Source organism: Nocardia bhagyanarayanae (genome assembly GCF_006716565.1).
In the GTDB taxonomy this organism is placed as follows: Bacteria; Actinomycetota; Actinomycetes; order Mycobacteriales; family Mycobacteriaceae; genus Nocardia; species Nocardia bhagyanarayanae.
The window spans coordinates 572,208-596,852 of the sequence record NZ_VFPG01000001.1 but is presented as its reverse complement, the minus strand read 5'-3'; the positions used below and the strand labels follow the sequence as shown (position 1 = coordinate 596,852).

Sequence of the window (24,645 nt, the reverse complement as noted above, 5' to 3'; positions counted from 1 at the left end):
CCGGATATCCCGTTCGGTCGGAGTTCAAGGTCCCGGGCACCAAAGACCTGCTCCTGCCACCCGACGCGGTCATCGCCGCGCCGTTGACGACAAGTTCCATGGCGAAATGGGCAGCAGGAATCGGCGACACGCTGCCACTGGCGCTGCTGGTCGAAACGGTCGGAGCCGGGCTACCAGTCGTAGCGGTTCCGCACGGACGAGCAGCTCAATTCCAGTTCCCGCCAGTCGCTGCCGCACTGTCAAGCCTCACCGACTGGGGCGTGCGTTTCATCCGGGTCAACGAAGGCGAACCGGTGCCGTGGGCGGCAGCCCTGAAAAGCCTCGACTGAGACTCAGCCGAATTGGTACAACCGGCACTCACGTACTCGCCGCTGTCGATGACCTCGATCGCCTGCACACCGATGAACTCGTGGCAGTCCAGAAAGCGGCACGACTGCTCGGGCGCTTCCGTTCGGGATGGCGGACTACCCAAACAGCGTCAGTTGTCATAGATCGAACTTGTCGCGAACACGTCGCGCTTGGTCCAGTAAGGCGTCGTAGGTGCCCGGGCTCTCGATGATGAGCCCTTCGTAGATCGTGAGGGCTTCAGCAATGGCATCGAGCCCTGCTGACCGATCCCCAGCTTTTCCCCGGTATCGGGCGAGATTGGTGAGGAATGCGGCCAGGTTCGAGCGCGAGCTTTGGCTGTCTTCCGCGACGCTGCGTTGCAGCTCAACTGCTTCTGTTACTGACCCCAGAGCTAAACTCAGCTGCCCGGTGCGCTCTTGTATCCGTCCAAGGGTGTTCAAGCATGCAGCAAGCGCCTCAGGATCATTTATTGGATTCTGCCTGGAAAGGCGGCGGTGAATATCGACAGCCTGCACGGCCGATTCACGAGCCTCCGGCGCCCGGCCCAACTCGATGAGTATGTACGCGAAATTGTGGAGACATGAACCAAGAAGAGGTTCGTAAGCCTCCAAATTTACTTCTGCCAGTTGACGTAAAATATTGAGCGACTCACACGCAGGACCATACGCCTTGTCGAATTCATTCTGTTCGATGTACCTTACCGCTAGGGTTTGGAGGCTGGATCCCAGGTAGTTAAGATTGCCGTCGGGGTACTTCGTGGCGAGATCACGGTGAATTTCAATGGACTCTTCTATCGATTGAATCGCATCGCCGTGACGTCCCGCTGCGCTCAGAAAAATTGACATATTGTTAAGTGCCATTGCATGTTCGCCCGCATACGCGTCTGGCCTACTTTCGGCCAGTTCACGGTAGATATCCAAGGCTTCGGCACCCGCCTCCAGTGCGTTGGTGTGCCGTCCGGCGGCATAGTGTTCGACCCCGACGGCAATGAGGCACGCTGCGAGCCTTGATCGAGCAGTGCTTGACCGCTGTTCTTCCACCAGACTGCGAACCATCACGATCCCCTCGGTAGCGGTATCGAGCGCCGCCGCCGCACCTAGTCCGGATTCCCTCATCTGGCGGGTAAGGACATAGAGAGCCGCGACAAAGTCGATCAGATGGGTCTCTGGATCACGGCCGAAGAGGCCGCGAAAGATTTCGACGGCTTCACTAGCCGCCGGCAATGATTGGTCGTATCGACGCAGATCCCCGAGAACAGCGGCTTGGGTTGTGAGGGCCTTCGCGAGACCCGCCATCTGATCTACTTGTTGAGCACCATTCAGCTCTCTGTTGATAGCAACCGCTTCGGTCGCTGAGGCGAGCGCGTCACCCAGGTAATCCTTTCGACGCTGCCATTGCGCCGTCTTGGCTAAAACTGTGGCGAGCTTGACGCGGTCGGCTGCCGCGGTGCCTGCGAGATCTTTCAAGCGGACGATGAGCTCGTTGCCGATAGTGATCGCCGGGGCTGCAAGGACTTGCGTATCGGGTGGGATAGCTTCCAAAAGCTTGTCGAGTAGATCGATGCCAACTCGCGAGTCGACCCCAACTCGATCGAGCGCGGCAATCAGCGGCGCGGGGTTCTCGACCTGGGGCGCGATCCGCACAGCGGCTGGGAGCAGCATGTCGGGATGGTTAACGCAGATTTCAGTGAGGCTCTCGCCAGCCGCAGGCATCAGGGAGGGGTGCGCGGTGGCGCGAGTGCACACTGTCAACAGGTGTTCGGCCTCGACCTCATCAATGATGGCGGCCAAGGATTCGACCACACTGTCGCGGGTCAGGTCGAGCATGGAGCGTCCGACAAGTTGTTCAGCCAGACGATCGGGTGTCGGCCCGGCGTAGATACCGTGGGTATCGCCGGGATAGAGGCTCATCAACCAGGTTTGAACCTTCGTACGAGTAAGGCGTGGTTGGTCGGCAAGGTCGGGAATCCGCGCCAACGCCTTCTCAAGCTCTTTGCTGGTAGTGGCGGCTAGGACGATCGTGGCGACGAGGGCGTCTTTGAGCGTGGTCATCCCCAGACTGTCAAGACCGTCGCGGGTTGCTGTCGCAGTCCAGTAGCGGTGTTCGTGCTCAAGGACCCGATCCTCGAGACTTTGTCGCCCTATCGATGTAGGGCTGTCATGGCCGATGTCGAGTAGGTCAGCAAGCGCGTTCATCTGCACCCCGAGGACCGTTGTGTTGTCTCCGAGATCCCGATATGGCTGCGTTAGCACGCGGTGGGCAGCCTCCTCCCATTGGACCGTAGTGGGATCACCGAGCACAGGCAGAGTTGCCGCCATGGCTCGGACGGTGTCGCGGTAGGTCGCTTCACGGGCCTCGGGACCGTCATTGAGCGGGGGTAGAGCAGTGACTCGGGCGCGAGCGGTGACGTCGCCGACCGTGTCGCTGGCAGCGCCCAATTGGGTCCACCACTCTCCAACGGTGCGGGCCAGTAGCAACACTTTGACCGGGCGGTCCCCGACGTGAGTGACGAGTTCGGCGAACAGCGTTCCGGTCTGAGGAACCCGGGCCTCGGCGTAGTCGATGATCACGAGCAGTGGTGTCACCACCTGCCCGAGCACTCGAAGCTGTTCGGCAGTGACGATTGCGGGGTCGAGCCACAGTACCGACCAGCGTCGTGCGGCGAGTTGGGTGCCAAGATGATGAGCCAGACGGGTCTTGCCCTGCCCACCCGCACCATGAATCAGCCACGCACCCACCCCAGGCTCATCGACCCAATCCCGCAACTCGTTCAGGAGATGGTCGCGGCCGCGGAACTCGACCACCGCTCGCCGCGCGGTCAGCAACGTCGCCGGGGTGCCCGGCGTGGTCGCGGCACGGGTCGGCGATTGGTGATCGGCCAATTCCTGCAATTCCACAGGCGCCCACTGCAACCCGACTGTCCCACAATGCTGTTCGACCACTTCCCGGAATCCCGGTTGGGCGAGCAAGACATAGGCGGGAACGATCCCGAGCGCGGCGTGGTCGCGGTGAGCAGGGTCGGTGGCAACCACACCGGTCAACAAACTTTCACAGTAGACAGCGGCCCCTGAGATCCCTTTCCACGGCGACTCGCCGAGCGCAGTGGGTGGATGCTCGATCAGGTGGATGATGTGCTGGCGGCCGTAGCTGTCGCCGGGGTTGAGGGTCCCAGTCGGCTGCTCAGTGTCGGTGGCCGTGCCTTCACATTGGGCGAAGTCCGGCAAACCCCAGGTCCGGCATTTGATTCCGGGTTGCTGAGTGACGATCCGGCCCCAAACAACCGGTCGCATCTGTGGTGGCATCCACGCCGGGTCATCGACTTCGACGAGAGCGGCATCGTCGATGCCGCCCGCGTGTCCGCACCAAGCGACCTTCGCGGAGTACACACCGCATCGGCCCGGTCGTATCACCGTCACCTCGGTGGTGTCCTCGCCTACAACATGCGCCGAGGTCAAAACCAGGCGCGGCGCGATCAGATAACCCGACCCCGTACCCGAACCGGTGACACCGACCAACTGCTCCCACCGCACCCGCCGTCATCCCCTCTCACACCGCCAGCCCACGACCCGAAGCCTGTGGCTACGGCTCGTAGCGATCTTCATCCGCGTCGGGCACCCTTTGCTGCCGGTTACTGTTGACCTGCACACCTTCACCATTCGGCATTTTCGGTGTCAGGGTCAGGCTGACGCGCTGTTTGCGGGTATGCCCGGCTTTGGCTTCCGCGTCACCCGTAACCACCCACGCCTTGAACCCGGCTTTAACGGACGCGTCCCGGCGCAGTTCTACCTCGAAGGACAACTCGATTGGCCCCACTTCGAACCTCAGGCCCGCCCCGTCGCCCTTCGCCGCAGCCGCGAGCAACTCATCGCGCAACACGGCGACCGCATCCGCCAACTCGATCTCCATGAATACCCCTTAACGCCATGAGCAACGGAACCGCTACACAATCCCGTCTATCGTGCCCCGAGAGTGACAGAACGCAAAAAGTATGCACGGAAACCTGTTTCGCCATCACCAGTAGCCCTTTGTCAGCCCACCGACAGGCGCAGCCCACCACCCAGCACGTCCGCACCCGCGTCACGGCGTACAGCCACGCACCCAGCGCGGGCCAACTCATGACAAGCAGAACCACAGGCGACCAGTGGAGGCCAACTCGATTCAGGTCAAGTAGCGACCGACGATGACCAGGCGTTTTCCGGTTGCCCATGTTTTGTGTGTCCTGCCGACGGCACCGAGCACGATCCGCTCTCCAGAATTGGCGTTTATCAGGTCGCCTGGGGATTTCTGGTAGCAACCTCGCGCGGCCTGTCAGCTCAGCCGAGTTACGCGGACCGCACGCTGGGGCGTTCCAGTAGGTGGGTGTGGAGGTGGGTGAGGATTTCGGTGCGGGCCGGGCGGGCTGCGGGGACCAGTCCCGGCATGGATAGGAAGGCGTGGGTCGCTTTCGGGTAGCGGGTCAGGGTTGCGGCGACTCCTGCCTGGCGAAGGCGGTCGGCGTAGGCCGGTGCCTGGTCTTCCAGTGGGTCCAGGCCTGCGGCTTGGATCAGCGCGGGGGCGACTCCCGTGAGGTCGCCAGTCAGTAATGGGGAAAACGTTGTGCGGTCGGAGGGTTCGGGGCTCGCTAGGCGCACCATGGCGCGGCAGAAGGCCGGTGTCGGGCTTGGTGCGTCCGCGTTCTCGGTGAAAGAGGGATAGTCGAAGAGGCGGTCGGTCCAGTCGAGTTGCGGATTGATCAGTACCTGGGTGCGCACCGTTAGTTCGAGTTCCCGCGCGTGGATCGCGGTGAGCGCCGCGAGCGTGGCTCCCGCGCTGGAGCCCAGCAGGGCAATCCGACCGGGATCCGCTCCGAGCTCCGGGGCCGATTCGGCAAGGCGGACCGCGGCATCGTAGGCGTCCTGCACGATTGCGCCGATCCGATGTTCTGGCGCGAGCCGATAGTCGACCGCGGCGACCACGGCCGGAAGGTTCGCCGCCAGATGGCTGAGCAGCCAATCGTCCTGATCCGGTGCGCCAACGAGGAATCCGCCGCCGTGGAACGCGATGATCAGAGGCAGCGCCGAATTCTCCTGTTCGGGTCGGTAGACGCGAACGTCCAACCGGCGCTCGGGCAGATCGAGTGTGCGCGTGGTGATTCGTGCGCCACGATCGGGTTTGCTGGTGACGAGCCTGCCGAGCGCGGACCCGCGCTTGCGGGCCTGCGCTTCGCGGACCTCGATGATCTGATCGGGGGTGATCGAATCCCAGTCCGGCTCGGCGGCGAGCGCGGTCAGAATACGAACTCGCAGTGGAACTTTGCCTCTCATGCCAACGATTCTCGGCCCGGCCAGGACTGCCCGGCGTCCGTCGGCGGGCGGCGCTGTGCACGTCGATACGCGTACGCGACGCGCGTTCGGCTGCGCCGGTCGTCGTAGTCGAACGCGCGTCGGTGACACCGTCCGCATCACATGTCGGCGACAGCGCCCGCATCACGTGTCGGCGGCGCAGCCCGGATCGCATGTTGGTGGCACCGCCCGGATCGCGCGTTTGCGGCGCAGCCCGGATCGCGCGTTGACGGCGCAGCCTGGATCGCGTGTCGGTGACACCGCCCGCATCACGTGTCGGCGGCACCGTCCGGATCGAGTCTCGGCGGCACCGCCCGAATGGCGTGTCGGCGACCGCCCGCGTCGCGCGTTGGTGGCGCAGCCTGGATCGCGTGTTGGCGACCCCGCCCGCGTCGGGCGTTGGTGGCGCAGCCTGGACCGCGTGTCGGCGGCACCGCCCGCATCTCACGGGCGTCACCCCGCATCGCGTGTCGGCGACCCGCTCGGATCGCGCGTTGGGGCGCAGCCTGGATCGCGCGTTGGCCACCCCGCCCGCATCGCGCGTTGGTGGCACGGCCTGTATCGCGTGTCGGTGGCGCAGCACGGATCGCGTGTTGGCGACCCCGCCCGCATCGCGTGTCCGCGACACCGCGCGCATCGCGCGTTGCGGCACAGCTCGGATCGCTTGTCGGCGAACATAACTCGCATCGCGCGCATGGATGCGGGGCGCGTGCCGCTGGCCCCGTGAGAGCCCGCGACGGATAACACCACTACGCCGTGAACTGGCTCAGCCCCGTCTGGTACGCGATGACAACCAGTTGCGCGCGATCCCGCGCACCCAGTTTCGCCATCGCCCGGCTGACATGCGTGCGTGCGGTGGCCGGGCTGAGGAACAGGGCGGCGCCGATCTCGTCGTTGCTCATGCCCTGACCGACCAGTGCGAGTACCTCGCGCTCCCGGTCGGTCAGCACGGCGAGCCGGTCCTCGGCGGATTTGGCGGCCTTGCGTTGCGCGGTGAACTGGCTGATGAGGCGGCGGGTGATCCGGGGAGCGAGGAGTGCGTCACCGTTGGCGATCACGCGGATGGCGTGCAGGAGTTCGGCGGGTCCCGCGTCCTTGAGCAGGAATCCGCTCGCGCCCGCCTGTAGCGCCTCGAAGACGTTCTCGTCGGTGTCGTAGGTGGTGAGGATCAGGACTTTGACCTGTTCGAGCCCGGGGGTCTCGGCGATGCGGGCGGTGGCGCGGATACCGTCGAGCGATGGCATGCGGATGTCCATGAGGACGACGTCGGGGCGGGTGGCGCGCGCCAGTTCGATGGCTTCGGCGCCGTTGGTGGCCTCGCCGACCACCGCGATGTCGTCCTCCAAGTCGAGAAGGACTTTGAAGCCGGACCGCACGAGTCGTTCGTCGTCGGCGAGCAGCACCTTGATCGGCGGCCTCGGGTTCACAGGCGCGATCCCATCGGGGCGAGCGGCAGGTGGGCGTTCACCTCGAACCCACCCCCGGGGCGGGCCCCGGCATCGAGTTCGCCGCCGAGCAACCGGCAGCGTTCCCGCATTCCGGTGATCCCGCGGCCGGTCGCGGCGCTGCCGGTGCGAGCCGGGCTAGCCGTGGGTGTGCGGCGGCCCTCGTCGATCACCCGTATCCGCAAGGCGTCGATGCCGGGTTCGAGCGCGACCGTCACCCGGGTCGGGCCGACATGGCGGATCACATTCGTAATCGATTCCTGCACAATCCGATATGCGGCGCTGCCCACCGCACTCGGCAGCGGAGTCACCGGCGGCGCCTGCTCGATCTCGATCTCCAGCCCGGCATCACGGGCCTTGCTCGTGAGCTCTTGAATCTGGTCGAGGCCGGGGTAGGGTTCGCGCTCGTCGCCGTCGCGCAGCACGCCGAGGATGGCGCGCATCTCGTGCAACGCCCGCGAGCTCGTCTGCTCGATGGTGCGCAGCGCTTCGCGGGCCTGTTCCGGTCGTTTGTCGAGCACGTGGGCGGTGACACCGGCCTGCACGTTGATGATCGCGATGGCGTGGGCGACGGTGTCGTGGACCTCGCGGGCGATGCGCAGCCGTTCGGCGTCGACCCGCGCTCTGGCCTCCTCGTCGCGGGACCGTTCCGCGAGTTCTGCCCGTTCCTGCGCGTCGGCGGCGATGACCCGGCGGGATCGGACGTTCTCGCCGAGGGTCGTGCTGATCACCGAGGCGCCGATCCGGAAGAACACCCAGCCGATGGCTGTGCTCGGCTCGACGTCCGCTCCGGCGATCAGCCAGCCGACGGCGAGGACCGTGATGCCGCCGCCGGCGATCATCAGTGATCGGCGCCCGTCACCATAGGCGGCGAGGGTGTACAGGGCGACGAACAGGCCGAGATAGGAAAGCCTGTCGGGGAAGTCGAAGCCGAAGTAGACGAGGCTGGCCACCGCCGTCACCAGGAAGACCAGGACCGGGTGCCGACGGCGCGCGGCGACGGCCACGCCGCTCACGATCAGCAGGGCGTATCCGATGCCGGAGACCGGATTCGAGACCGGCTCCAGCGGGACCGCGATAGCGGCGCTCTGTACCTGGATCACGGTGACGAACAAGGCGAGCAACACGTCCGGAAACCACGAGGGTCGATGTGAGAACCAGGCAGACAGCTGCCCCGATACCGTCCGCGGATCCATGCCGCGATCGTACGATACCCACCGGCGCCGAGGCCCCCGTGCGGCGGCGCGACCGGCTACGCCGATCGGCGTAGCCGACCTCGAATTTCATACGCGTATCGGCGTATTCGGTGTCGTCCGTCGCCGGAGGCGGAGCCGGCCCGGTTGGCGCGACGATCGGCGGCATGAGAAAAGCCTGCACCGGTCTGGCGGCACTGCTGCTGGTCGCCGTCGTCGCACAGTTCTATCTGGCCGCCGGCGGCGCGTTCGACACCGCGCCCGTCGAGGAATCGTTCCAGCCACATCGCACACTCGGAAACCTGATCCTGTTCTTGGCGTTCGTCCTCACCGTCGCCGCGGCCGTGGCCCGGATGCCCGGACGGCTGATCGGGCTGGCGGGCTTGGTCGTCGGACTGGTGCTCGGGCAGTCGGTGATCCGGGAAGTCGCCAGGGCGTTGGGAGCGGATTCGAGCGCCGGTCCGGTCGTCTTCGGGCTGCACGCGATCAACGGGCTGGTCATCATGGCCGTGATCGCGACGATCGTGCGGCGCTCGCACCGGATTTCGAGGACGCCGTCCGGTCAGCCGACAGCCACCGTCCGGCCCTCGTCATGACCACAGCCACCTGGATCAACCTGGACCATGCCGTCGCACTGCTGAGCGTTGTCGCCTGGTTCGCGGCAGGCGTCACGATGTCAGTGCGCCGAGCTCGGCTCGCGCTCGCGCTGCTCGCGGTGGCGCTGCTGGTGACTGCGCTCCGGGTGGCCTCGGTGACGATGCTGGCGGGCCGGGGCTGGTGGTTCGTTCAGGAGAAAGTGCTGTTCGGGCTGCCGATGCTCGCGGTGGCCGGGCTGGTCGCCGCGGTGATCGCGGGACCCCGGTTGCTGGCGCAGGCCACCGGTAACCGTGGACAGGAAACCGTCGATGCCGCAGGCGTTGTCACACTGCTCACCGCCGCCTATGCCGCGGTGGCGGGTTTCGCGGTGACCGTCCTGATCGGATACCCGCTCACCCCCGGCATCGTGCTGATCACGATCGCCCTCGTACTCGCGGGCGCGCTGCTGACCATGCGAGTGCTCGCCACACCGGACACTCACGCCGAACCCGCCGCCGATCCGAAGTGGCCGGGCGTTTCGCGCCGCCGGTTCCTCGGCGCTACCGGTGTGGTGGTCGGTATGGCCGGTACCGGCGCAGGCCTGTCGATGCGTTCCGCGGTCCCGGTCACCGATGGCGGTGGTCCCGGCCCGGTATCGAACGCGGCCGTGTCGGTGACCGAGCTACGGGGCGCGGACACCCCGGCGCCGGGTGGCGTCCGGCGCGAATACGTGCTGACCGCGCGAAAAGCCGTGACGCGCTCGGCGTCCGGACGCGATGTCGACGCGTGGACCTTCGACGGCACGGTGCCCGGTCCGCCGATCACGGCCGTCGAGGGTGACCTGATCGAGGTCACACTGATCAACCACGACATCGACGGTGGAGTGACTCTGCACTGGCACGGCTACGACGTCGCCTGCGGGGAAGACGGTGCGGCGGGCGTCACCCAGAACGCGGTGGCCCCGGGTGGCGAGTTCGTCTACCGGTTCCGCGCCGACCAGGTCGGAACGTACTGGTACCACACCCATTACGCATCACACATCGGCGTTCGCCGGGGGCTCTACGGCGCGTTCGTCGTGCGGCCTCGCGCGGAACTCGATCCCGCACAACTGGATCTGACGCTGTCCGTGTGCACCTGGGACGGAGCCGCCACGATCGCGGGCGGCCTCGAGCACCTAGCACCGCCGGGCACCGCGGTCCGGCTGCGACTGATCAACTCCAGTTCCGATCCGCACCGATTCGCGCTGGCGGGCACCTTGTTCCGGGTCGCCGCCGTCGACGGCCGCGACCTCGTGCAGCCCGGCGAGATCAGCCGGACCGGGGTGCGCCTGCCCGCAGGCGGGCGCTACGACCTCGTGTTCGTCATGCCGGAGACGGCCGTGGCACTGGTGCTCGACGACGACCGCGCCACCCCGGTGTGGTTGCGCCCCAAGGCCGATGGGCAGGACGGCGAGCCCGCCGTCGTGGATACCAAGGAGTGGCCGGAACTCGATCTGCTGACCTACGGGATCCCGGTTCCGGTCGCCTTGCGCACCGCTGCCGCCGACCGGCACTTCACTCTGGTTCTGGACCGCGGAATGGCCATGGTCGACGGAGCGCCGGCGTACGCGCACACCGTCAACGGCCGCGGGCACCCCTCGATTCCGGATCAGCTCGTCGCCGAGGGCGATATCGTGCGGCTCACCGTGGTGAACCGGAGCCGCGAGACCCACCCCTGGCATCTGCACGGTCATTCGGTGCTGGTCCTGTCCAGGGACGGGCGACCGGCGACGGGCAGCCCACTGTGGGTCGACACCTTCGATGTGCGGCCCGGAGAGGTCTGGGAAGTCGTATTCCGGGCCTCGAATCCGGGCATCTGGATGAACCACTGCCACAACCTGCCGCATGCCCACCAGGGGATGATGCTGCAACTGCGCTACGACGGTGTGACCACACCCTTCGGCGGGATGCGCGGTGCCGGATCGAGCCACCACCATTGACGAGCGTGGGTTCCGGCGCGTTTCGGGCGGGCGTGCTGTCGAGCGGCAGTACGCTGCTGGGCATCTCGGCGTTCGGTGGGTGCGCCGCGCGGCTTCACCGACATGGCGCGACGGAGGGCGGTGCATGGTGGATCGCAGGGGGTTCTTGGGACTGGGGTTGGGTGTTGCGGTGGTGCCGGTCGTGGGTGTCGCGCGGGCGGAGCCGGGCCGGATGTGGTCGGTCGGGCGACGCGGGGTGTTGATCGATGTGGGGCGAAAGCACTTCGGGATGCCGTGGCTGCGGCGGTTCGTCGGATACCTGTCGAATCTCGGACTGAACGAGCTGCACTTTCATTTCTCGGAGAACGAGTGCGTTCGGATCGCCAGTGAGCGGTATCCGGAAATCAATGGCGGGGTGCAGTATTCGAAGGCTGAGGTCCGGGAGTTGGTGCGGTTCGCGGCGGGTCGGGGTGTGGCGGTCGTACCGGATTTCGATATGCCGGGGCACATGGGGTCGGTGCTGCGGCTGCATCCGGAGTTCCAGTTGCGCAACAGGTTCGGTGTGCCGTTGGAGAGTGCGCTCGATATCACCAGCGAGGCGGCGCTGGGGTATGCGGAGGGCCTGCTCGACGAGTACGCGGAGGTGTTCGCGGAGGCCGGGCGGTGGGGGTTGGGGTTCGACGAGTTCCTCGGGGCCATTCCGATCGAACAGCTGTATTCGAATCTCGATGATCGGGCGCGGGAGTTGTTCGGGCCCGATGCCGATCAGCATGATCTGACCGCCAGCGTCGCCAATCGTTTCGGGCGCAAGATGAAAGTGCTCGGGTTCGAGGTGAGCGTGTGGAACGACGGGATGCTCAAAAGCCGGGTGGTGCCTTTGGATACGGATATCGCCGTGCACTACTGGACGCACTGGTCACCCGGTCACGCGCGCGTTCGCCAGTTCGTCGACGCCGGGTATCGGCTGACGAACTTCAACGATCGGCAGCTCTATTACGCGCTCGGCAACAACCTCGTCTACCCTTACCCGACTGCCCGGAGCATCCTCGAAAGCCGGTGGAATCCAGGGGAGTTCAGTCCGCTGTGGCCGGTGACGCAGCCGAGTCCGATTCCGCCCGACCTGGCCGGTCGGCAGACCATCGCTGGGCCGCCCTATCCGGACTGTCTCGAAGGCGCGGTGTTCTCCATCTGGTGTGACAACCCTTCGGCGCAGACCGAGGACGAGGTCTTTCTCGGCGTGAAAGAACCGCTCGCCGCTTTCGCATTGCGGTGCGCAGACCCGCACTACGACGGAACCGTCGCCGACGTCCGAGCCGTCGCGGACGCCGCCGCCGCGAACCTGCCATAACGCTGACGCCGCCTTTCCGCAGTCGTACCAACCGGCTCCTACCCCGGCCGGACCCCCGCATCTGCTGCGGCCAGCACCTCCTGAACCCGTGCCCCCATCGCCCGCCCGGCCGAATGCAACGGATCCGCCGATCGCAGCGTCCGGCTCAGCACGAACGCGCCCTCCAGGGCGCTGAGGATCGCCAAGATCAGGTCGCGGGCCGCGCCGGATTGCACGCCCCGGCGGACGAAGTAGTTCGTCCCTTCCTCGATCCAGAATCCGATGACCTCCGCCGCGACCTCGCGCAACTCCGGCTCGCTGTCGGCGATCTCGCCCGCGACGGTGCCGACGGGGCACATGTTGATCCAGTCGGTCTGCTCGATCTGTTCGGCGGCGGCGGTGAAGGCGGCGGGCACCGCCACGCGCAGGTCGTCGTAGGGGTCCATGAGGAGGGGGAGCAGCTGGATGTAGGCGGCGCCGGAGGTGCGCAGGGCCGCGGCGGCGATCTGCGGCTTGCCGGCGGGGAAGTGGTGGTAGAGCGAGCCCATCGGCGCGGCCGCCGCCACGGTGATCTGTTTGACGCTCGTCGCGCTGTAGCCGCGGGTGCGCATCAGTTCCGCCATGGCCGTGACGAGGCGCTCGCGGGTGCCTGTTGACATCTTCTCGGTCACCGTTCCAGACTAGAGCAAATACTCTAGAGCGATCGCTCGAATGGAGGGATTCCGATGCCGACGGTCGATCTTCCCGCTGGTCAACTGCACTATGTGGAGCGCGGCGATGGGCCGCCGGTGGTGCTGCTGCACGGGCTGCTGATGAACCACACGGTCTGGGACACGGTGCTCGACCGGCTGCCCGCGGGGTTCCGGTACGTGCTGCCGGATCTGCCGCTCGGCTCGCATCCGATTCCGCTGAAGCCGGGCGTCGACCTGAGCTTGCGCGGATTGAATCAGCTCATCGCGGACTTCCTCACCGCGCTCGACCTGCGCGATGTGACCCTCGTGCACAGCGACTGGGGCGGCGGCCTGTTCCTCACCGCCTACGGACTCGATGAGCGCGTCGGCAGGCTCATCGTGTTGCCGTGCGAAGCGTTCGACAACTTTCCGCCCGGCCTGCCCGGGAAGATGGCCACGATCGCGACCGCCGTTCCCGGCGGAACAAAGCTGGCGCTGCGGCAATTACGCGTGCCATGGTTGCGCGCCTCGCCGCTGCTGTTCGGCTGGATGGCGCGCACCCCGCTGCCCGACGATCTGGTGCGCGGCTGGACCGAGCCCGGCCTGCGCGACAAGCGGATCCGCCGCGATCTGCTCGCCTACACCAAGTCTCGCCGCCCCAAGACGGAGCTCATCGCGAACACCGAAGCGCTGCGGCACTTCTCGGGCGACGCGCTCATCCTGTGGTCCTCGGCGGGCAAGGTGATGCCGCGCGAGCACGGCCGCCGATTGGCCGAATTGATCCCGCGCGGGCGGCTGGTCGAGATCGAGGACGCCTACGTGCTGTCGATGCTCGACCAACCCGACGCGGTGGGCGCTGCCATCTCGGCATTCCTGACGGGCGACCGAGCCAAGCGGTAGGGCCCGCGATTCGGCGAGCCCGCGCCGCTATCAGGCGAGTCCGCGCAGTCGGCGAGCCCGCGGGTGATTCGGCGACCCCGCGCAGCGATCCGGCGAGCCCGCGCCATGATGCTGCGAGCTCGCGCCATGAGTCCGCGAGCCGCGCCGCGAGTCCGCGAGTCCGCGCCGCGAATCCACGACCCTGTGCCGCGAGTCCGCAAGCCCGCGCCGCGAATCCACGACCCGCGCCACGATTCGGCGACGCGCGTGGCGGCCGAACGAGACCGCCCAGCGGCCAACTGGCGTGGCGGAGCGGCCAGCTGGCGTGGCCGAGCGGCCGTGTGGTGTGGCGCAGCGGCCGTGTGGCGTGGGGGGAGCGGCCATGTGGCGCATCGGAACAGCCGAGTTACACAGCAGAGCAGCCGTGTGGCACAGCGGAGCAGCCGTGTGGCAGAGCGGAGCAGCCGTGTGGCAGAGCGGAGCGGCCGTGTGGCACGGCGGAGCAGCCGTGCGGCAGAGCGGAGTGGCCGTGTGACAGAGCGGAGCAGCCGTGTGGCAGAGCGGAGCGGCCGTGTGGCAGAGCGGAGCGGCCGAGTGACACGGCGCAGCCGTCGCGAACGCCCCGAATCCGGCGCGGGTCGCAACCCGGGATTCCCGGCGGGATCGATCACACTGGGCTCGTGGCCGCCCACCCGCCCGACGCCGAGCCGGGTCCCGAGGCAGCGGAGCCCACGGGCTCCGAGGTCGCGGCGCGCGAGGAGCCGGTCGCCGCGCGAGACCGTGCCCGGATGCCCGCCTGGCTGCCGAGGGCGCTGGTGCTCGCCTTCCTGTTACTCGGCGCGTTTCAACTGCTCGACTGGGCGGCGCACCGGCTGATCGGGTTGTTCGTCGTGCTGTTCGTGGCGTTCTTCGTCTCGCTGGCGATGGAACCCGCGGTGGACAGCCTGGCCGCGCGCGGCATGTCCCGAGGGCTCGGCACCGCGGTGGTGTTCGTGCTGGTGTTCCTGTTCGTCGCGGGGTTCGTCGTCGCGCTCGGAATCCTGTTGGTGGAGACCGTCCACGACCTGGTGATCGAACTCCCGCGGCTGGTGGACGACCTGGTCGACTGGGTGAACCGCACCTTCGACCAGGACTTCACCCTGGACCAGCTGCGCGGACAACTGACCAAGGACACCGACACCCTCACCGGCTACGCCGAGCGCGCCGCCAACCACGCCTGGGGGCTGTCCGCCACGATTGTCGGCGGGCTCGCCAAACTGCTGCTGATCGCCCTGTTCAGTATCTATCTCACCGCGGGAGGGCCGAGGTTGCGGCGGTCGCTGTGCTCGCTGCTGCCGCCGACCAGGCAGGACGCCGTGCTGCGCGCCTGGGATCTCGCCATCCAGAAGACGGGCGGCTATCTCTACTCCCGCGCGCTGCTCGCGGTGATCTCCGCGGTCGCGCACGGCGTCTTCCTCGCGGTGCTCGGTGTGCCCAACGCCATCGCCATGGGCGTGTGGTTCGGCGTGGTCGCCTCGTTCGTGCCGACCGTCGGCACCTATCTCGCCGGCGTGCTTCCGGTGCTGGTCGCGCTCACGATCCGGCCGCTGGACGCGGTCTGGGTGATCCTGTTCGTCATCGTCTACCAGCAGTTCCAGGACTACGTGCTGCAACCGAAACTCACCGCGCGCACCGTGGACGTCAATCCGGCCGTCGCACTGCTCGCCGTGCTCGCGGGCGGTGCGCTGCTCGGCGCGGTGGGCGCGCTGCTCGCCATCCCGGCCACCGCGACCGTGCAGTCTTTCGTGAGTCTCTACCTGAAACGCTATGAGGTGACGGAAGATCCGCGCATCGACCGCGCGAAGGCCAAACGCGCGCGCCGTGCGGGGTCTGAACCTCCCCCCTGACGGCACGAAGCCCGATTCCGCTGGCGCGCAATGGAACCGGGCTTCGTGATCGACTCAGGAGAGCGTGGTGACGGTCAGGTCGCCATCCGCGTACTGGGCCCGCAGCCGCTTCTTGTCGAACTTGCCGACGCTGGTCTTGGGCACCTCCGCGATGAACGTCCACCGCTCGGGCAGCTGCCACTTGGCGAACTTGTCGGCGAGGAAGTCGCGCAGCTCCTCGGCCTTGGCCTCGGTGCCTTCCTTCAGCACGATCGCGACAAGCGGCCGCTCGTCCCACTTCTCGTCCGGCACGCCGATGACGGCGGCCTCGGCGACGGACGGGTGGCCCATGACGGCGTTCTCCAGGTCCACCGAGGAGATCCACTCACCGCCGGACTTGATCACGTCCTTGGAGCGGTCCACCAGCGTGAGGTAGCCGTTCGGGCTGATCTTGCCGACGTCACCGGTGCGCAGCCAGCCGTCGTCGAACTTGTCCGGGTCGATCTCCGCGCCGTCGGGGGAGTAGTAGGAGCCGGTGATCCAGGGACCGCGAACCTCCAACTCGCCGAGCGATTCTCCGTCGTTGGGCACCACGTTGCCGTCGTCGCCGACCAGCCGCGCCTGCACGCTGGCCGGGAAACGGCCCTGGGTGTAACGGAATTCCCACTCCTGCTCGCCGGTGACGCCCGCGGGCGGGTGCGCGACGCTGCCGAGCGGCGAGGTCTCGGTCATGCCCCACGCGTGCAGGATGCGCATGCCGTGCTGCTCCTGGAAGGCGCGCATCATCGACGGCGGCACCGCCGAACCGCCGACCACCGCGGTGCGCAGGTGCGAGATGTCCTGCGGCTTGGCGGCCAGACCCGCCAGCACGCCGCCCCAGATGGTCGGGACGGCCGCCGCGAAGGTCGGCTTCTGGTCGGCCATCATCTCCAGCAGCGGTCCCGGCTGCAGGAAACGGTCCGGCATCAGCACGTTCGCGCCCGACATCAGCGCCGCGTAGGGCAGGCCCCAGGCGTTGGCGTGGAACAGCGGCACGATGGCGAGCACGTAGTCGGCTCCGGTGAAGCCCATGCCCATCGGGGAGCAGACCTGCATGGCGTGCAGCCAGTTGGAGCGGTGCGAGTACACGACGCCCTTCGGGTCGCCGGTGGTGCCCGAGGTGTAACACATTGCGGCGGCGGACTTTTCGTCGATCACCGGGAAGTCGAAGGTGTCGGGCTGGGCGGCGAGCAGCTCGGTGTAGGAGTGCACCTGCACACCTTCGGGAGCCTGCAACGCGGACGCGTCGCCGTTGGCGACGATGACGTGGCGCACCGTCTTCAGGTTCGGCAGGTACTGGGCGAACATCGGCACCAGGGTGCCGTCCACGATGACGACCTGGTCCTCGGCGTGATTGGCCACGTAGACCACCTGCTCGGGGAACAGCCGGATGTTGAGCGCGTGCAGCACGGCGCCCATAGCGGGCACGGCGATGTAGGCGACCATGTGCTCGTTGTTGTTCCACATGAAGGTGCCGACCCTGTCGCCGACGCCGATGCCGAACCCGCGCAGCGCATTCGCCAGCCGAGCCGCCTCGACGCCCATCTCGCGGTAGGTCATGGTCCGCACGCCCGTGCCGGTCCAGGTGGACACGGTGCTGTCGCCTTGGAAGGTGGCGGCGTACTTCAGCAGCGTCGCGAGCGAGAGCGGCTCGTCCTGCATGGTGCTCAACATCGGGTACTCCTTATCCTCGTGGCCGGCATGAGCCACGTCACATCGGCGATGCTACCGAACCGTAGTCACACCACGACCGGCCGTGACCTAAATCAAAAGGCGGGGCATATGCCCTCAGTTTTCCCAGGTCAGCGCGGCAGTCGAAAAACGTGATCTGTCAACGAGTATGGGCCGGATAAGCGTGTACCAAGGCGGTGTCGAGCTTCGGGACGGCGTGCGTGAGGGTGTGCTCGGCCTCGTGCGCGAGGCGGTGCGCGTCGGCCAGCGTGATGGTCGGCGCGACGTCCAGTTCGACGTCCGCGTGCAGCCGGTGCCCGATCCAGCGCATGCGCACGCTGCGCACGCCCTCGACGCCGGGCTCGGCCGCGAGCGCCCGCTCGGCGCTCGCCACCAACCCGGGTTCGACCCCGTCCATGAGCCGGTGGAAGACATCCCGCGCGGCGGTGCGCAGCACGGCCAGGATGGCCAGTGTGATGAGCAGGCCGACGATCGGATCGGCGAGCGGGAAGCCAAGTGCCACACCGCCTGCGCCGAGCAGCACGGCCAGCGAGGTGAAACCGTCTGTGCGCGCGTGCAATCCGTCCGCGACCAGAGCCGCCGACCCGATCCGCCGCCCGACCCGGATGCGGTAGAGCGCCACCGTCTCGTTGCCGAGGAACCCGATCAGCCCGGCCAGGGCGACCCAACCGAGATGGTCGATCGGCACCGGATCGATGAGCCTGCGCACCGCCTCGAACCCGGCGATCAGCGCGGAGAGCGCGATCATCGCGACGACGAAGAGCCCGGCGAGGTCCTCGGCCCGGCCGAAGCCGTAGGTGTAGCGGCGGGTGGCGGCCCGCCTGCCGAGCGCGAACGCGATCCACAGCGGCACCGCGGTGAGCGCGTCGGAGAAGTTGTGGATGGTGTCGGCGGCCAGCGCCACCGACCCGGAGGCCGCGACGACGAGCGCCTGGAGTACGGCGGTGCAGCCGAGGACCACGAGGCTGAGCTTGACGGCGCGGATGCCGACCGCGCTGGCCTCGAGCGCGTCATCGATGCTGTCGGCGGCGTCGTGGCTGTGCGGGACGAAGATCTCGCGGAGCGCGCCGCGCAGGCCGCTGGTGTGTCCGTGCCCATGCCCATGCCCGTGTGCGTGCGTGTGGCCGTGCTCGTCCCCGTGCGAGTGAGCGGCGTCGTGCCGATGGTCGTGACCGTGCCCGTGCGCGTCCCGGTGACTGCTTTTCTCCCAGTGCTGGTGCTCGCGGCGCTCGCCCTCGTGGTCCACGCCGGTGGCCGACGAGGAGCCCTGTCCTGCTTGCCTTTTCGTATGACTCACCGCGCCGCTCGATTCCGATTCGGCAGTTCGAACACCGCGCCGTCGCCGCGGTGGTGCGGCGGGACGCCGGGTCCGGCGTGCTCGGCGTTGTACACCGCGTCCACCACCAGCTGGCGGACGTGCTCGTTCTCCAAGCTGTAGAAGATCGTGGTGCCCGCCCGCCTCGGCCGCACCAGCCGGGCCATCCGCAGCTTCGCCAGGTGCTGGGAGACCGACGGCGCGGGCTTGCCGACCGCGCCCGCCAGGTCGTTCACCGAGAGCTCGCGATCGACCAGCGCCCACAGCAGCTGCACGCGGGTCGGCTCGGCCAGCATCCGGAACACCTCGACGACCAGCCCGACCTGGTCCTCGGCCAGCGGCAGCCGCGGTTGCTCGCTATCTGCATTCATACGCAGATAATAGAACAGAATGCACCGGTCGTAACCATGCGGATGTGGCCGAAAATGTCGATTAGGTGACCGCTGATGTCTCGGTGCCCGACGTCGCCCGCTTTACGCTCGAAACATGTCAACGCCGTCCATCATCATCATCGGAGCCGGGTTCGCGGGGCTCGGCATGGCGCTCGAGCTGCGGCGCGCCGGGCTGGAGAACTTCACCATCCTGGAACGGGCCGCCGATCTCGGTGGGGTCTGGCGGGAGAACACCTATCCGGGCGCCGCCTGCGATGTGCCCTCACCGCTGTACTCGTGGTCCTACGAGCCCAAATCCGATTGGCCGCGGCGGTTTTCCGAGCAGCGCGACATCCACGACTACATGCGCGGCGTCGCGCGCAAGCACGACCTGGCCCGCTACATCCGCTTCGGCACCGAGGTCACCGACGCCGAATTCGACGAGGGCGCCGGCCGCTGGCGGATCAGCACCGCCGACGGCGCGCAGTTGAGCGCCGACATCCTGATCCCGGCGGTCGGCCAGCTGTCCCGGCCCGCGCTGCCCAACCTGCCCGGCATCGACACCTTCACCGGCGTGGCCTTCCACTCCGCCGAGTGGAACCACGACATCGACCTGACCGGCAAGCGGGTGGCCTGCATCGGCACCGGAGCCAGTGCGATCCAATACATTCCGCGCATCCAGCCGAAGGTCGAGCACCTCACCCTCTTTCAGCGTTCCGCGGCCTGGGTGCTGCCCAAGCCGGATGTCGAGTACAGCGCACTGCACCACGCCCTTTTCAAGTACTTTCCGCCGAGCCGGTGGGCCGAGCGGTTCGCGATCTGGTCGTTCTTCGAGGTGCTCGCGCTCGCGCTGACCGACATTCCGGCCATCAAGTCCCCGGTGATCGCGCTGGCCGACCGGCACCGCGAAAAGCAGGTCCCCGACCCGGAATTGCGCGCGAAGCTGACGCCCGATTACGCGGCGGGCTGCAAGCGCGGCCTGTTCTCCAACGAGTACTTCCCCACACTCGCCCAGCCCAACGTCACGGTGGAGACGACGGCGATCGAGGCCGTCACGCCGACCGGCATCCGCACCGCCGACGGCGTCGAGCACCCCGTCGACGTGATCGTCTACGGCACCGGTTTCAAGGGCACCGAGTTCCTCGCCCCGATGAACATCTACGGTCTGGGCGGCCGCAAGCTCGCCGATGTCTGGGGCGACGCGGGAGCCCGTGCGTACCTGGGCCTTTCGGTACCGCACTTCCCGAACATGTTCATGATGTACGGACCGAACACCAATGTCGGCTCGGGCTCGATCATCTACATGCTGGAATCGCAGGCCCGCTACATCCGGCAGGTGGTGGAGTATCTGGCCGAGCATCCTGGCCGCTTCATCGCCGCCCGCGCGAAGGTCGAACAGCAGTGGGACGACTGGCTGCAACGGCGGCTGAAGGACACCCCGTGGAACTTCTGCTCCAGCTGGTACCGCAACGCGGCGGGGCGCATCACCAACAACTGGCCCGGCGCCACGGTCCTCTACCGCTGGAAGACGAGGACTTTCGATCCGTCCGACTACGAAGAGGCTCGCGTCGGCGCCTGAACGCGCGAAACGCCCCCGCTCGGTCGTCCTCCTGCACCGACCGAACGGGGGCGATTCTCGTGCCCGACGGGCGCTGTCGACCCAACCCGCCGACAGCGCCGCGCGTTCGGGCCTCTCAGCAGTTGCGCAGTTCCGGGCTCTGGTTGAGTAGCTGCGCCCTGGGGCCGATGAAGGTGCGGTAGGTCTCGCCGCCCACCGCGGCGATCGGGAAGGCCGCCACCCGGTGGCAGTTCTGGAAGGCGAGCTTCACGCCGAAGTGCCGCTCCAGGCCGCCGCGGATGGCGTCCGAGGCCAGGGCGCGCAGCAGCTGGCCACGGGCCACCTCGTCCGGCGGCGGGACCACGTTGTCGGCGAATTCGGCCGTGCCCGACTTCAATTCACCGGCCACCCGGCTCACGACTTCCCAGGCGTAGGGCAGCGAGTTCCGGACACATTCGACGAATTCGGCGTCGTCCACTTCGCCACGCTCGGCGCGTTCGAGCAGTGCGGCGGGAACATCGAGGGACATAGCGCTCTCCTCCTTGGGAAGGTGTGGATGGCGGTGCGATGCCCCTGAAGTCTAATCGAAAGTGGTTGTCAACAATCCTGGATTCGCCGTGAAAGTGCCGCGTTGAGCGCGGTTTTCGTACCGGCCGCCAGTTGGGCGACCAGTTCGCGGGCCGGTAGCTCCGGCGTCAGCGCTTGGGTTTGGCCAGCCCACAGGTTCACTTCCTCGGGGTTGCCCGCGGCCCGCGCCGCGGCCCGCAACGGCCCTGTCGCGTAGTGGATTTCCGGATACGCGGCGGGCGCCGTCGCGCTGTGCTCGTCCATGAACTCGTTGCGCAGGCCGCGGGCGCGCCGTCCGGTGAAGGCGCGCGTCAGCATGGTCGACGCGGTGCTCGGCAGCGCGGCGCGGTGCACCGGGTTGGTGCCCGCCTCCGGGCAGCGCAGGAAGACGGTGCCGAGCTGCGCGGCGGACGCACCCGCGGCGAGCGCGGCGGCGATGCCCGCGCCGGTCGCGATGCCGCCCGCGGCGACGATCGGCAGGTCCACCGCGGCGGTGAGCAGTTGCAGCAGGGCGAGCAGGCCGAGCGGATCGGCGGCGTCGTCGGCCACCCGGTCGACGAAGGTGGCGCGGTGCCCGCCCGCCTCGGCGCCCTGGGCGATCAGCACGTCGGCGCCCGCGGCCACCGCGATCTCGGCCTCGGCGACGGAGGTGACGGTCACCCAGACCTCCGAGCCCACCGCGTGCAGCCGGTTCACCTCGGCGGCGGTCGGGCAGCCGAAGGTGGAGGTGACGACCGCGACCGGCGACTCGACGAGCAGGTCCAGCTTGGCGTCCCAGTCGTCGGTGTCGTGCTTCGCCGCGCCCAGTTCGTGTCCGGCGGCGAGCTCGGCGAGGTAGTCCGCGTACTCGGCGGGCGGGGTGGGCGGTCCGGGGGCGAAGAGGTTCACGCCGATCGGCGCGTCGGTGCGGGCGCGGGTCGCGGCGATCCGGGTGGCGGTGTCGGCCGCGCTGAGATAACCGGCGGCCAGCACCCCGAGTCCGCCCGCTTCCGCGACCGCCGCCGTCAGCTCGGGGGTGGAGGGTCCGCCCGCCATCGGAGCGAGCACGATCGGGACGCGCAATTCGTCGATGATCACGGCCCAAGTCTCGCCCATCGAGACCTGTGATCCAGCCCTCACCTGCGACTTCACAATCGAAGGTTGCGGAATGGTCACGACAGGGTAGAGTTCCCGTCACAACGGATGCCGAAACGTTACAAACTTCGGTCACCGGGAAATCTGAGCCCTCGGCAACGCGGCCTCGAGACTTCACCGGTATCTCGTTCGCAACGCGGCGGCCTTCGTTCGGAAATGTCGTCGGACGCTAGGACGAAGCATTGTCGCAGCACCGGGTAGGCCCCAGTTCCATTACCGTCAAGAGCCTCATCGGCGACGACGTGACGGGTCGGCCGACGCGGCACCGCGCCGAGTCGTCGCAGGTCGAGCGAGTCCGCGCGGCCGCTGGCGCGGCCGTCGCCGCCGGCGCCCTGATCGGCGGTGTCGCCCAGATCGCCCCGGCGATCGCCAACGCCTCGCCGCTGGCGCCTTCGCGTGACGCCGACCAGGCTGCGGACGAGATCACCTTCAAGGGCACCGCCGACATCCAGAACGTCGCGGCGGCCAAGCAGGTCGCAGCCCCCGTTGCCGAGCCCGCCGCCCCCGCGCCGGAGGCGACCCCGGTGGCCGCGCCCGTCGCAGCCCCGTTCGGCTTCGGCAACCTGCCGCCCGAGATCGCGGGCCCGCTCGCCCAGGTCGAGGACATCCTCAAGGGCGTGCACCAGCAGGTCGCCCCCGCGCCCGCGGTGCGCCCGGTCGCCGGCGCGATCAGCTCCGGCTACGGCACCCGCTGGGGCCAGTTCCACTACGGCGTCGACTTCGCCGACCAGCTCGGCGCGCCGATCCACTCGGTCAGCAACGGCACCGTCATCGAGGCGGGCCCCGCCTCCGGCTTCGGCCTGTGGGTGCGGGTGCTGCAGGACGACGGCACCACCGCCGTCTACGGCCACGTCAACGACATGTACGTGACCGAGGGTCAGCGGGTCCGCGCCGGCGACGTCATCGCCTCCGTCGGCAACCGCGGCCAGTCCACCGGCCCGCACTTGCACCTGGAGATCTGGGACCAGAGCGGCGCAAAGATCGACCCGCTGCCGTACCTGGCTTCCAAGGGCGTCCCGATGCACTGGGGCCCGTCCGCCCACTGATTCCACTGTCCACCAGTGCGACTCGGGCGTAGCTCTGTCTCCGCTGCCGCCATCCGCGGGCTGACCCCGCTGTCGGCAGCGCCGGTTGGGCGTACCTTCGCCGCCGCCCTCGCTGCGGCCATGCGCGGACTGAGGACGGACTATCGTCCGGCAGCGCAGGTTAGGCTCGCCTTGTGACCGATCTGGGCGATATCTTCGAGCCGGGATCACCGCACGGGCGCACCTACGCCGTGCTGGTGCACCACCCCCGATCCGGCCTCGCCGATATCGCGCGCTACCTCGACGTGACGCCGGAAGAGGCCGCCGCCAACCTGGAAATCCTGTGCGCACTGCAGGCCGCCGTCCGGCTCGAGGATGCCGAGGGCGAACCGGTCTGGGACGCGCACGCCCCGGAATCGTTGTCCGAGGCCGAAGCCCGGCGCCGCCAGCACGAGATCAACCAGATGCACGCCGCCGCAGCACGTCTCAGCGAGACGTTCCGCTCGGTGCGACGTTCGCCGCGCGGCAACGGATCCGTGGTTCCGGTCTTCGAACGCCTGGAGATGCTGGCCGATTTCGAGGAGATGCAGACCTCGGCGCGCACGTCGGTCAAGATCATCGAACGCGGCCCCTACCTCAGCGACATCGAGCGCGAGAACCAGCAATACCTGTTGAAGCGAGCCAGGATCGGCGAGGGCATCCGCTATCAGACCCTCTACCAGGACACGATCTACCAGGACGCGGAACGACTACGGCACGCGCTGTCCACCAACGCCAGCGGCGCCCAGGCGCGCACGCTGCCGGAACCGCCGTTCAAAATGATCATCGTCGACGACGAGCGGGCCAGTCTGGTCCTGCACGCCGACGAACGCCGTCCCGACCCGATGGGTCTGCGCTTCACCGGATCTCCCGCGCTGCGCCTGCTGGTGCGCACCTTCGACGTGCTGTGGTCGCTGGCCGCGCCGATCTCGGTGAACCCGAGCGCCGACGAACTCGACGACCGCGACAAAGCGATCCTCACCCTCATGGGCCTCGGCGCCACCGACGACACGATCGCCCGCAGGCTCGGCATGTCCCGCCGCACGGTGGTCCGCCGCACCGCCCGCCTCCTGGAGCGACTTGGCGCGAGTACCCGATTCCAGGCCGGTGTACAAGCCACCCGACGCGGGTGGCTGTGAGCCGTTACAAGGGCGTGAAGGTAGCCTCGACCAGGAATGTAACGCGACACAAGCGTCAGCGATTGGTCTCATAACCGAGTAGATCAGACCGGTCGGCCTGTTGCGGCTGCCCGCCTACACTGATGTGATTGCTCGGACCGCGCCGACCCACGGCAGTTCAGGATGGGCGGGGACTGATCTGCTT

General features: G+C 67.8%; 20 protein-coding genes. 9 read left to right on the top strand and 11 right to left on the bottom strand.

The genetic code is table 11. The features are described 5' to 3' along the window. Positions 1-98 precede the first annotated feature (98 nt). The gene (locus FB390_RS34805; RefSeq protein WP_246123815.1) at positions 99-329 is read left to right on the top strand and encodes a hypothetical protein; all 231 of its coding nucleotides are present in this window, start codon (positions 99-101) and stop codon (positions 327-329) included. A 156-nt stretch (positions 330-485) separates the two neighbouring features. Here FB390_RS34805 and FB390_RS02115 read toward each other — a convergent pair whose 3' ends face one another. From FB390_RS02115 to FB390_RS02095, 5 genes are all read right to left on the bottom strand, one after another. Beyond that, positions 486-3,878 (bottom strand): tetratricopeptide repeat protein, encoded by a 3,393-nt coding sequence (locus tag FB390_RS02115; protein ID WP_141807429.1) that lies wholly within the window; start codon positions 3,876-3,878, stop codon positions 486-488. 49 nt (positions 3,879-3,927) lie between these two features. Next, the gene (locus FB390_RS02110; protein WP_141807428.1) at positions 3,928-4,254 is read right to left on the bottom strand and encodes a trypco2 family protein; all 327 of its coding nucleotides are present in this window, start codon (positions 4,252-4,254) and stop codon (positions 3,928-3,930) included. A 416-nt stretch (positions 4,255-4,670) separates the two neighbouring features. Then, positions 4,671-5,651 (bottom strand): alpha/beta hydrolase, encoded by a 981-nt coding sequence (locus tag FB390_RS02105; protein ID WP_221639200.1) that lies wholly within the window; start codon positions 5,649-5,651, stop codon positions 4,671-4,673. A 767-nt stretch (positions 5,652-6,418) separates the two neighbouring features. Next, positions 6,419-7,096: a response regulator transcription factor gene (locus FB390_RS02100; protein ID WP_141807427.1), complete on the bottom strand. Its 678-nt coding sequence runs from the start codon at positions 7,094-7,096 to the stop codon at positions 6,419-6,421. Further along, a complete protein-coding gene (locus FB390_RS02095; protein WP_141807426.1) occupies positions 7,093-8,310 on the bottom strand; it encodes a sensor histidine kinase in 1,218 nt (405 codons plus the stop codon). The genes FB390_RS02100 and FB390_RS02095 overlap by 4 nt, the downstream gene beginning before the upstream one ends. A 164-nt stretch (positions 8,311-8,474) precedes the next feature. On the opposite strand from FB390_RS02095, the gene FB390_RS02090 reads away from it, so the two are divergent. The 3 genes from FB390_RS02090 to FB390_RS02080 all read left to right on the top strand — a co-directional run bounded on the left by FB390_RS02090 (position 8,475) and on the right by FB390_RS02080 (position 12,188). After that, the gene (locus FB390_RS02090; RefSeq protein WP_141807425.1) at positions 8,475-8,903 is read left to right on the top strand and encodes a DUF6220 domain-containing protein; all 429 of its coding nucleotides are present in this window, start codon (positions 8,475-8,477) and stop codon (positions 8,901-8,903) included. Next, the gene (locus tag FB390_RS02085) at positions 8,900-10,861 is read left to right on the top strand and encodes a multicopper oxidase family protein (RefSeq protein WP_141807424.1); all 1,962 of its coding nucleotides are present in this window, start codon (positions 8,900-8,902) and stop codon (positions 10,859-10,861) included. Before FB390_RS02090 ends, FB390_RS02085 begins: the two co-directional genes overlap by 4 nt. Before the next feature lie 124 nt (positions 10,862-10,985). Beyond that, complete coding sequence (locus tag FB390_RS02080; RefSeq protein WP_141807423.1) at positions 10,986-12,188, top strand: family 20 glycosylhydrolase; 1,203 nt, start codon at positions 10,986-10,988, stop codon at positions 12,186-12,188. A 38-nt stretch (positions 12,189-12,226) separates the two neighbouring features. On the opposite strand, the gene FB390_RS02075 is transcribed toward FB390_RS02080, so the two are convergent. Further along, on the bottom strand, positions 12,227-12,838 hold the full coding sequence (locus tag FB390_RS02075; RefSeq protein ID WP_246123813.1) for a TetR/AcrR family transcriptional regulator: 612 nt from the start codon (positions 12,836-12,838) through the stop codon (positions 12,227-12,229). 54 nt (positions 12,839-12,892) lie between these two features. Here FB390_RS02075 and FB390_RS02070 point away from each other — a divergent pair, with 54 nt between their 5' ends. After that, positions 12,893-13,738, top strand: a complete 846-nt coding sequence (locus FB390_RS02070; protein WP_141807422.1) for an alpha/beta fold hydrolase — start codon at positions 12,893-12,895, stop codon at positions 13,736-13,738. Between the two features lie 659 nt (positions 13,739-14,397). Then, the gene (locus tag FB390_RS02065; RefSeq protein WP_246123812.1) at positions 14,398-15,603 is read left to right on the top strand and encodes an AI-2E family transporter; all 1,206 of its coding nucleotides are present in this window, start codon (positions 14,398-14,400) and stop codon (positions 15,601-15,603) included. 54 nt (positions 15,604-15,657) lie between these two features. Here the strand turns inward: FB390_RS02065 and FB390_RS02060 are convergent, their stop codons facing one another. The 3 genes from FB390_RS02060 to FB390_RS02050 all read right to left on the bottom strand — a co-directional run bounded on the left by FB390_RS02060 (position 15,658) and on the right by FB390_RS02050 (position 18,999). Next, a complete protein-coding gene (locus FB390_RS02060; RefSeq protein ID WP_141807421.1) occupies positions 15,658-17,295 on the bottom strand; it encodes a long-chain fatty acid--CoA ligase in 1,638 nt (545 codons plus the stop codon). 157 nt (positions 17,296-17,452) lie between these two features. Continuing rightward, positions 17,453-18,388 carry a cation diffusion facilitator family transporter gene (locus tag FB390_RS02055; RefSeq protein WP_246124222.1) on the bottom strand — a complete coding sequence of 312 codons (936 nt, stop codon included), beginning with the start codon at positions 18,386-18,388 and terminating at the stop codon, positions 17,453-17,455. 218 nt (positions 18,389-18,606) lie between these two features. Further along, positions 18,607-18,999 (bottom strand): ArsR/SmtB family transcription factor, encoded by a 393-nt coding sequence (locus FB390_RS02050; protein WP_141807420.1) that lies wholly within the window; start codon positions 18,997-18,999, stop codon positions 18,607-18,609. Between the two features lie 115 nt (positions 19,000-19,114). On the opposite strand from FB390_RS02050, the gene FB390_RS02045 reads away from it, so the two are divergent. Beyond that, complete coding sequence (locus FB390_RS02045) at positions 19,115-20,578, top strand: flavin-containing monooxygenase (RefSeq protein ID WP_141807419.1); 1,464 nt, start codon at positions 19,115-19,117, stop codon at positions 20,576-20,578. Positions 20,579-20,693: 115 nt separating this feature from the next. On the opposite strand, the gene FB390_RS02040 is transcribed toward FB390_RS02045, so the two are convergent. Both FB390_RS02040 and FB390_RS02035 read right to left on the bottom strand, forming a co-directional pair. Continuing rightward, on the bottom strand, positions 20,694-21,086 hold the full coding sequence (locus FB390_RS02040; protein WP_097246832.1) for an SCO5389 family protein: 393 nt from the start codon (positions 21,084-21,086) through the stop codon (positions 20,694-20,696). 68 nt (positions 21,087-21,154) lie between these two features. Continuing rightward, on the bottom strand, positions 21,155-22,219 hold the full coding sequence (locus FB390_RS02035; RefSeq protein WP_185756918.1) for a nitronate monooxygenase: 1,065 nt from the start codon (positions 22,217-22,219) through the stop codon (positions 21,155-21,157). A 221-nt stretch (positions 22,220-22,440) separates the two neighbouring features. On the opposite strand from FB390_RS02035, the gene FB390_RS02030 reads away from it, so the two are divergent. Together FB390_RS02030 and FB390_RS02025 are read left to right on the top strand one after the other, a co-directional pair. Beyond that, positions 22,441-23,304, top strand: coding sequence for a M23 family metallopeptidase (locus FB390_RS02030; RefSeq protein ID WP_141807418.1), 864 nt, complete (start codon positions 22,441-22,443; stop codon positions 23,302-23,304). 173 nt (positions 23,305-23,477) lie between these two features. Then, a complete protein-coding gene (locus tag FB390_RS02025; protein WP_141807417.1) occupies positions 23,478-24,461 on the top strand; it encodes a helix-turn-helix domain-containing protein in 984 nt (327 codons plus the stop codon). The last annotated feature ends 184 nt before the right edge of the window (positions 24,462-24,645 follow it).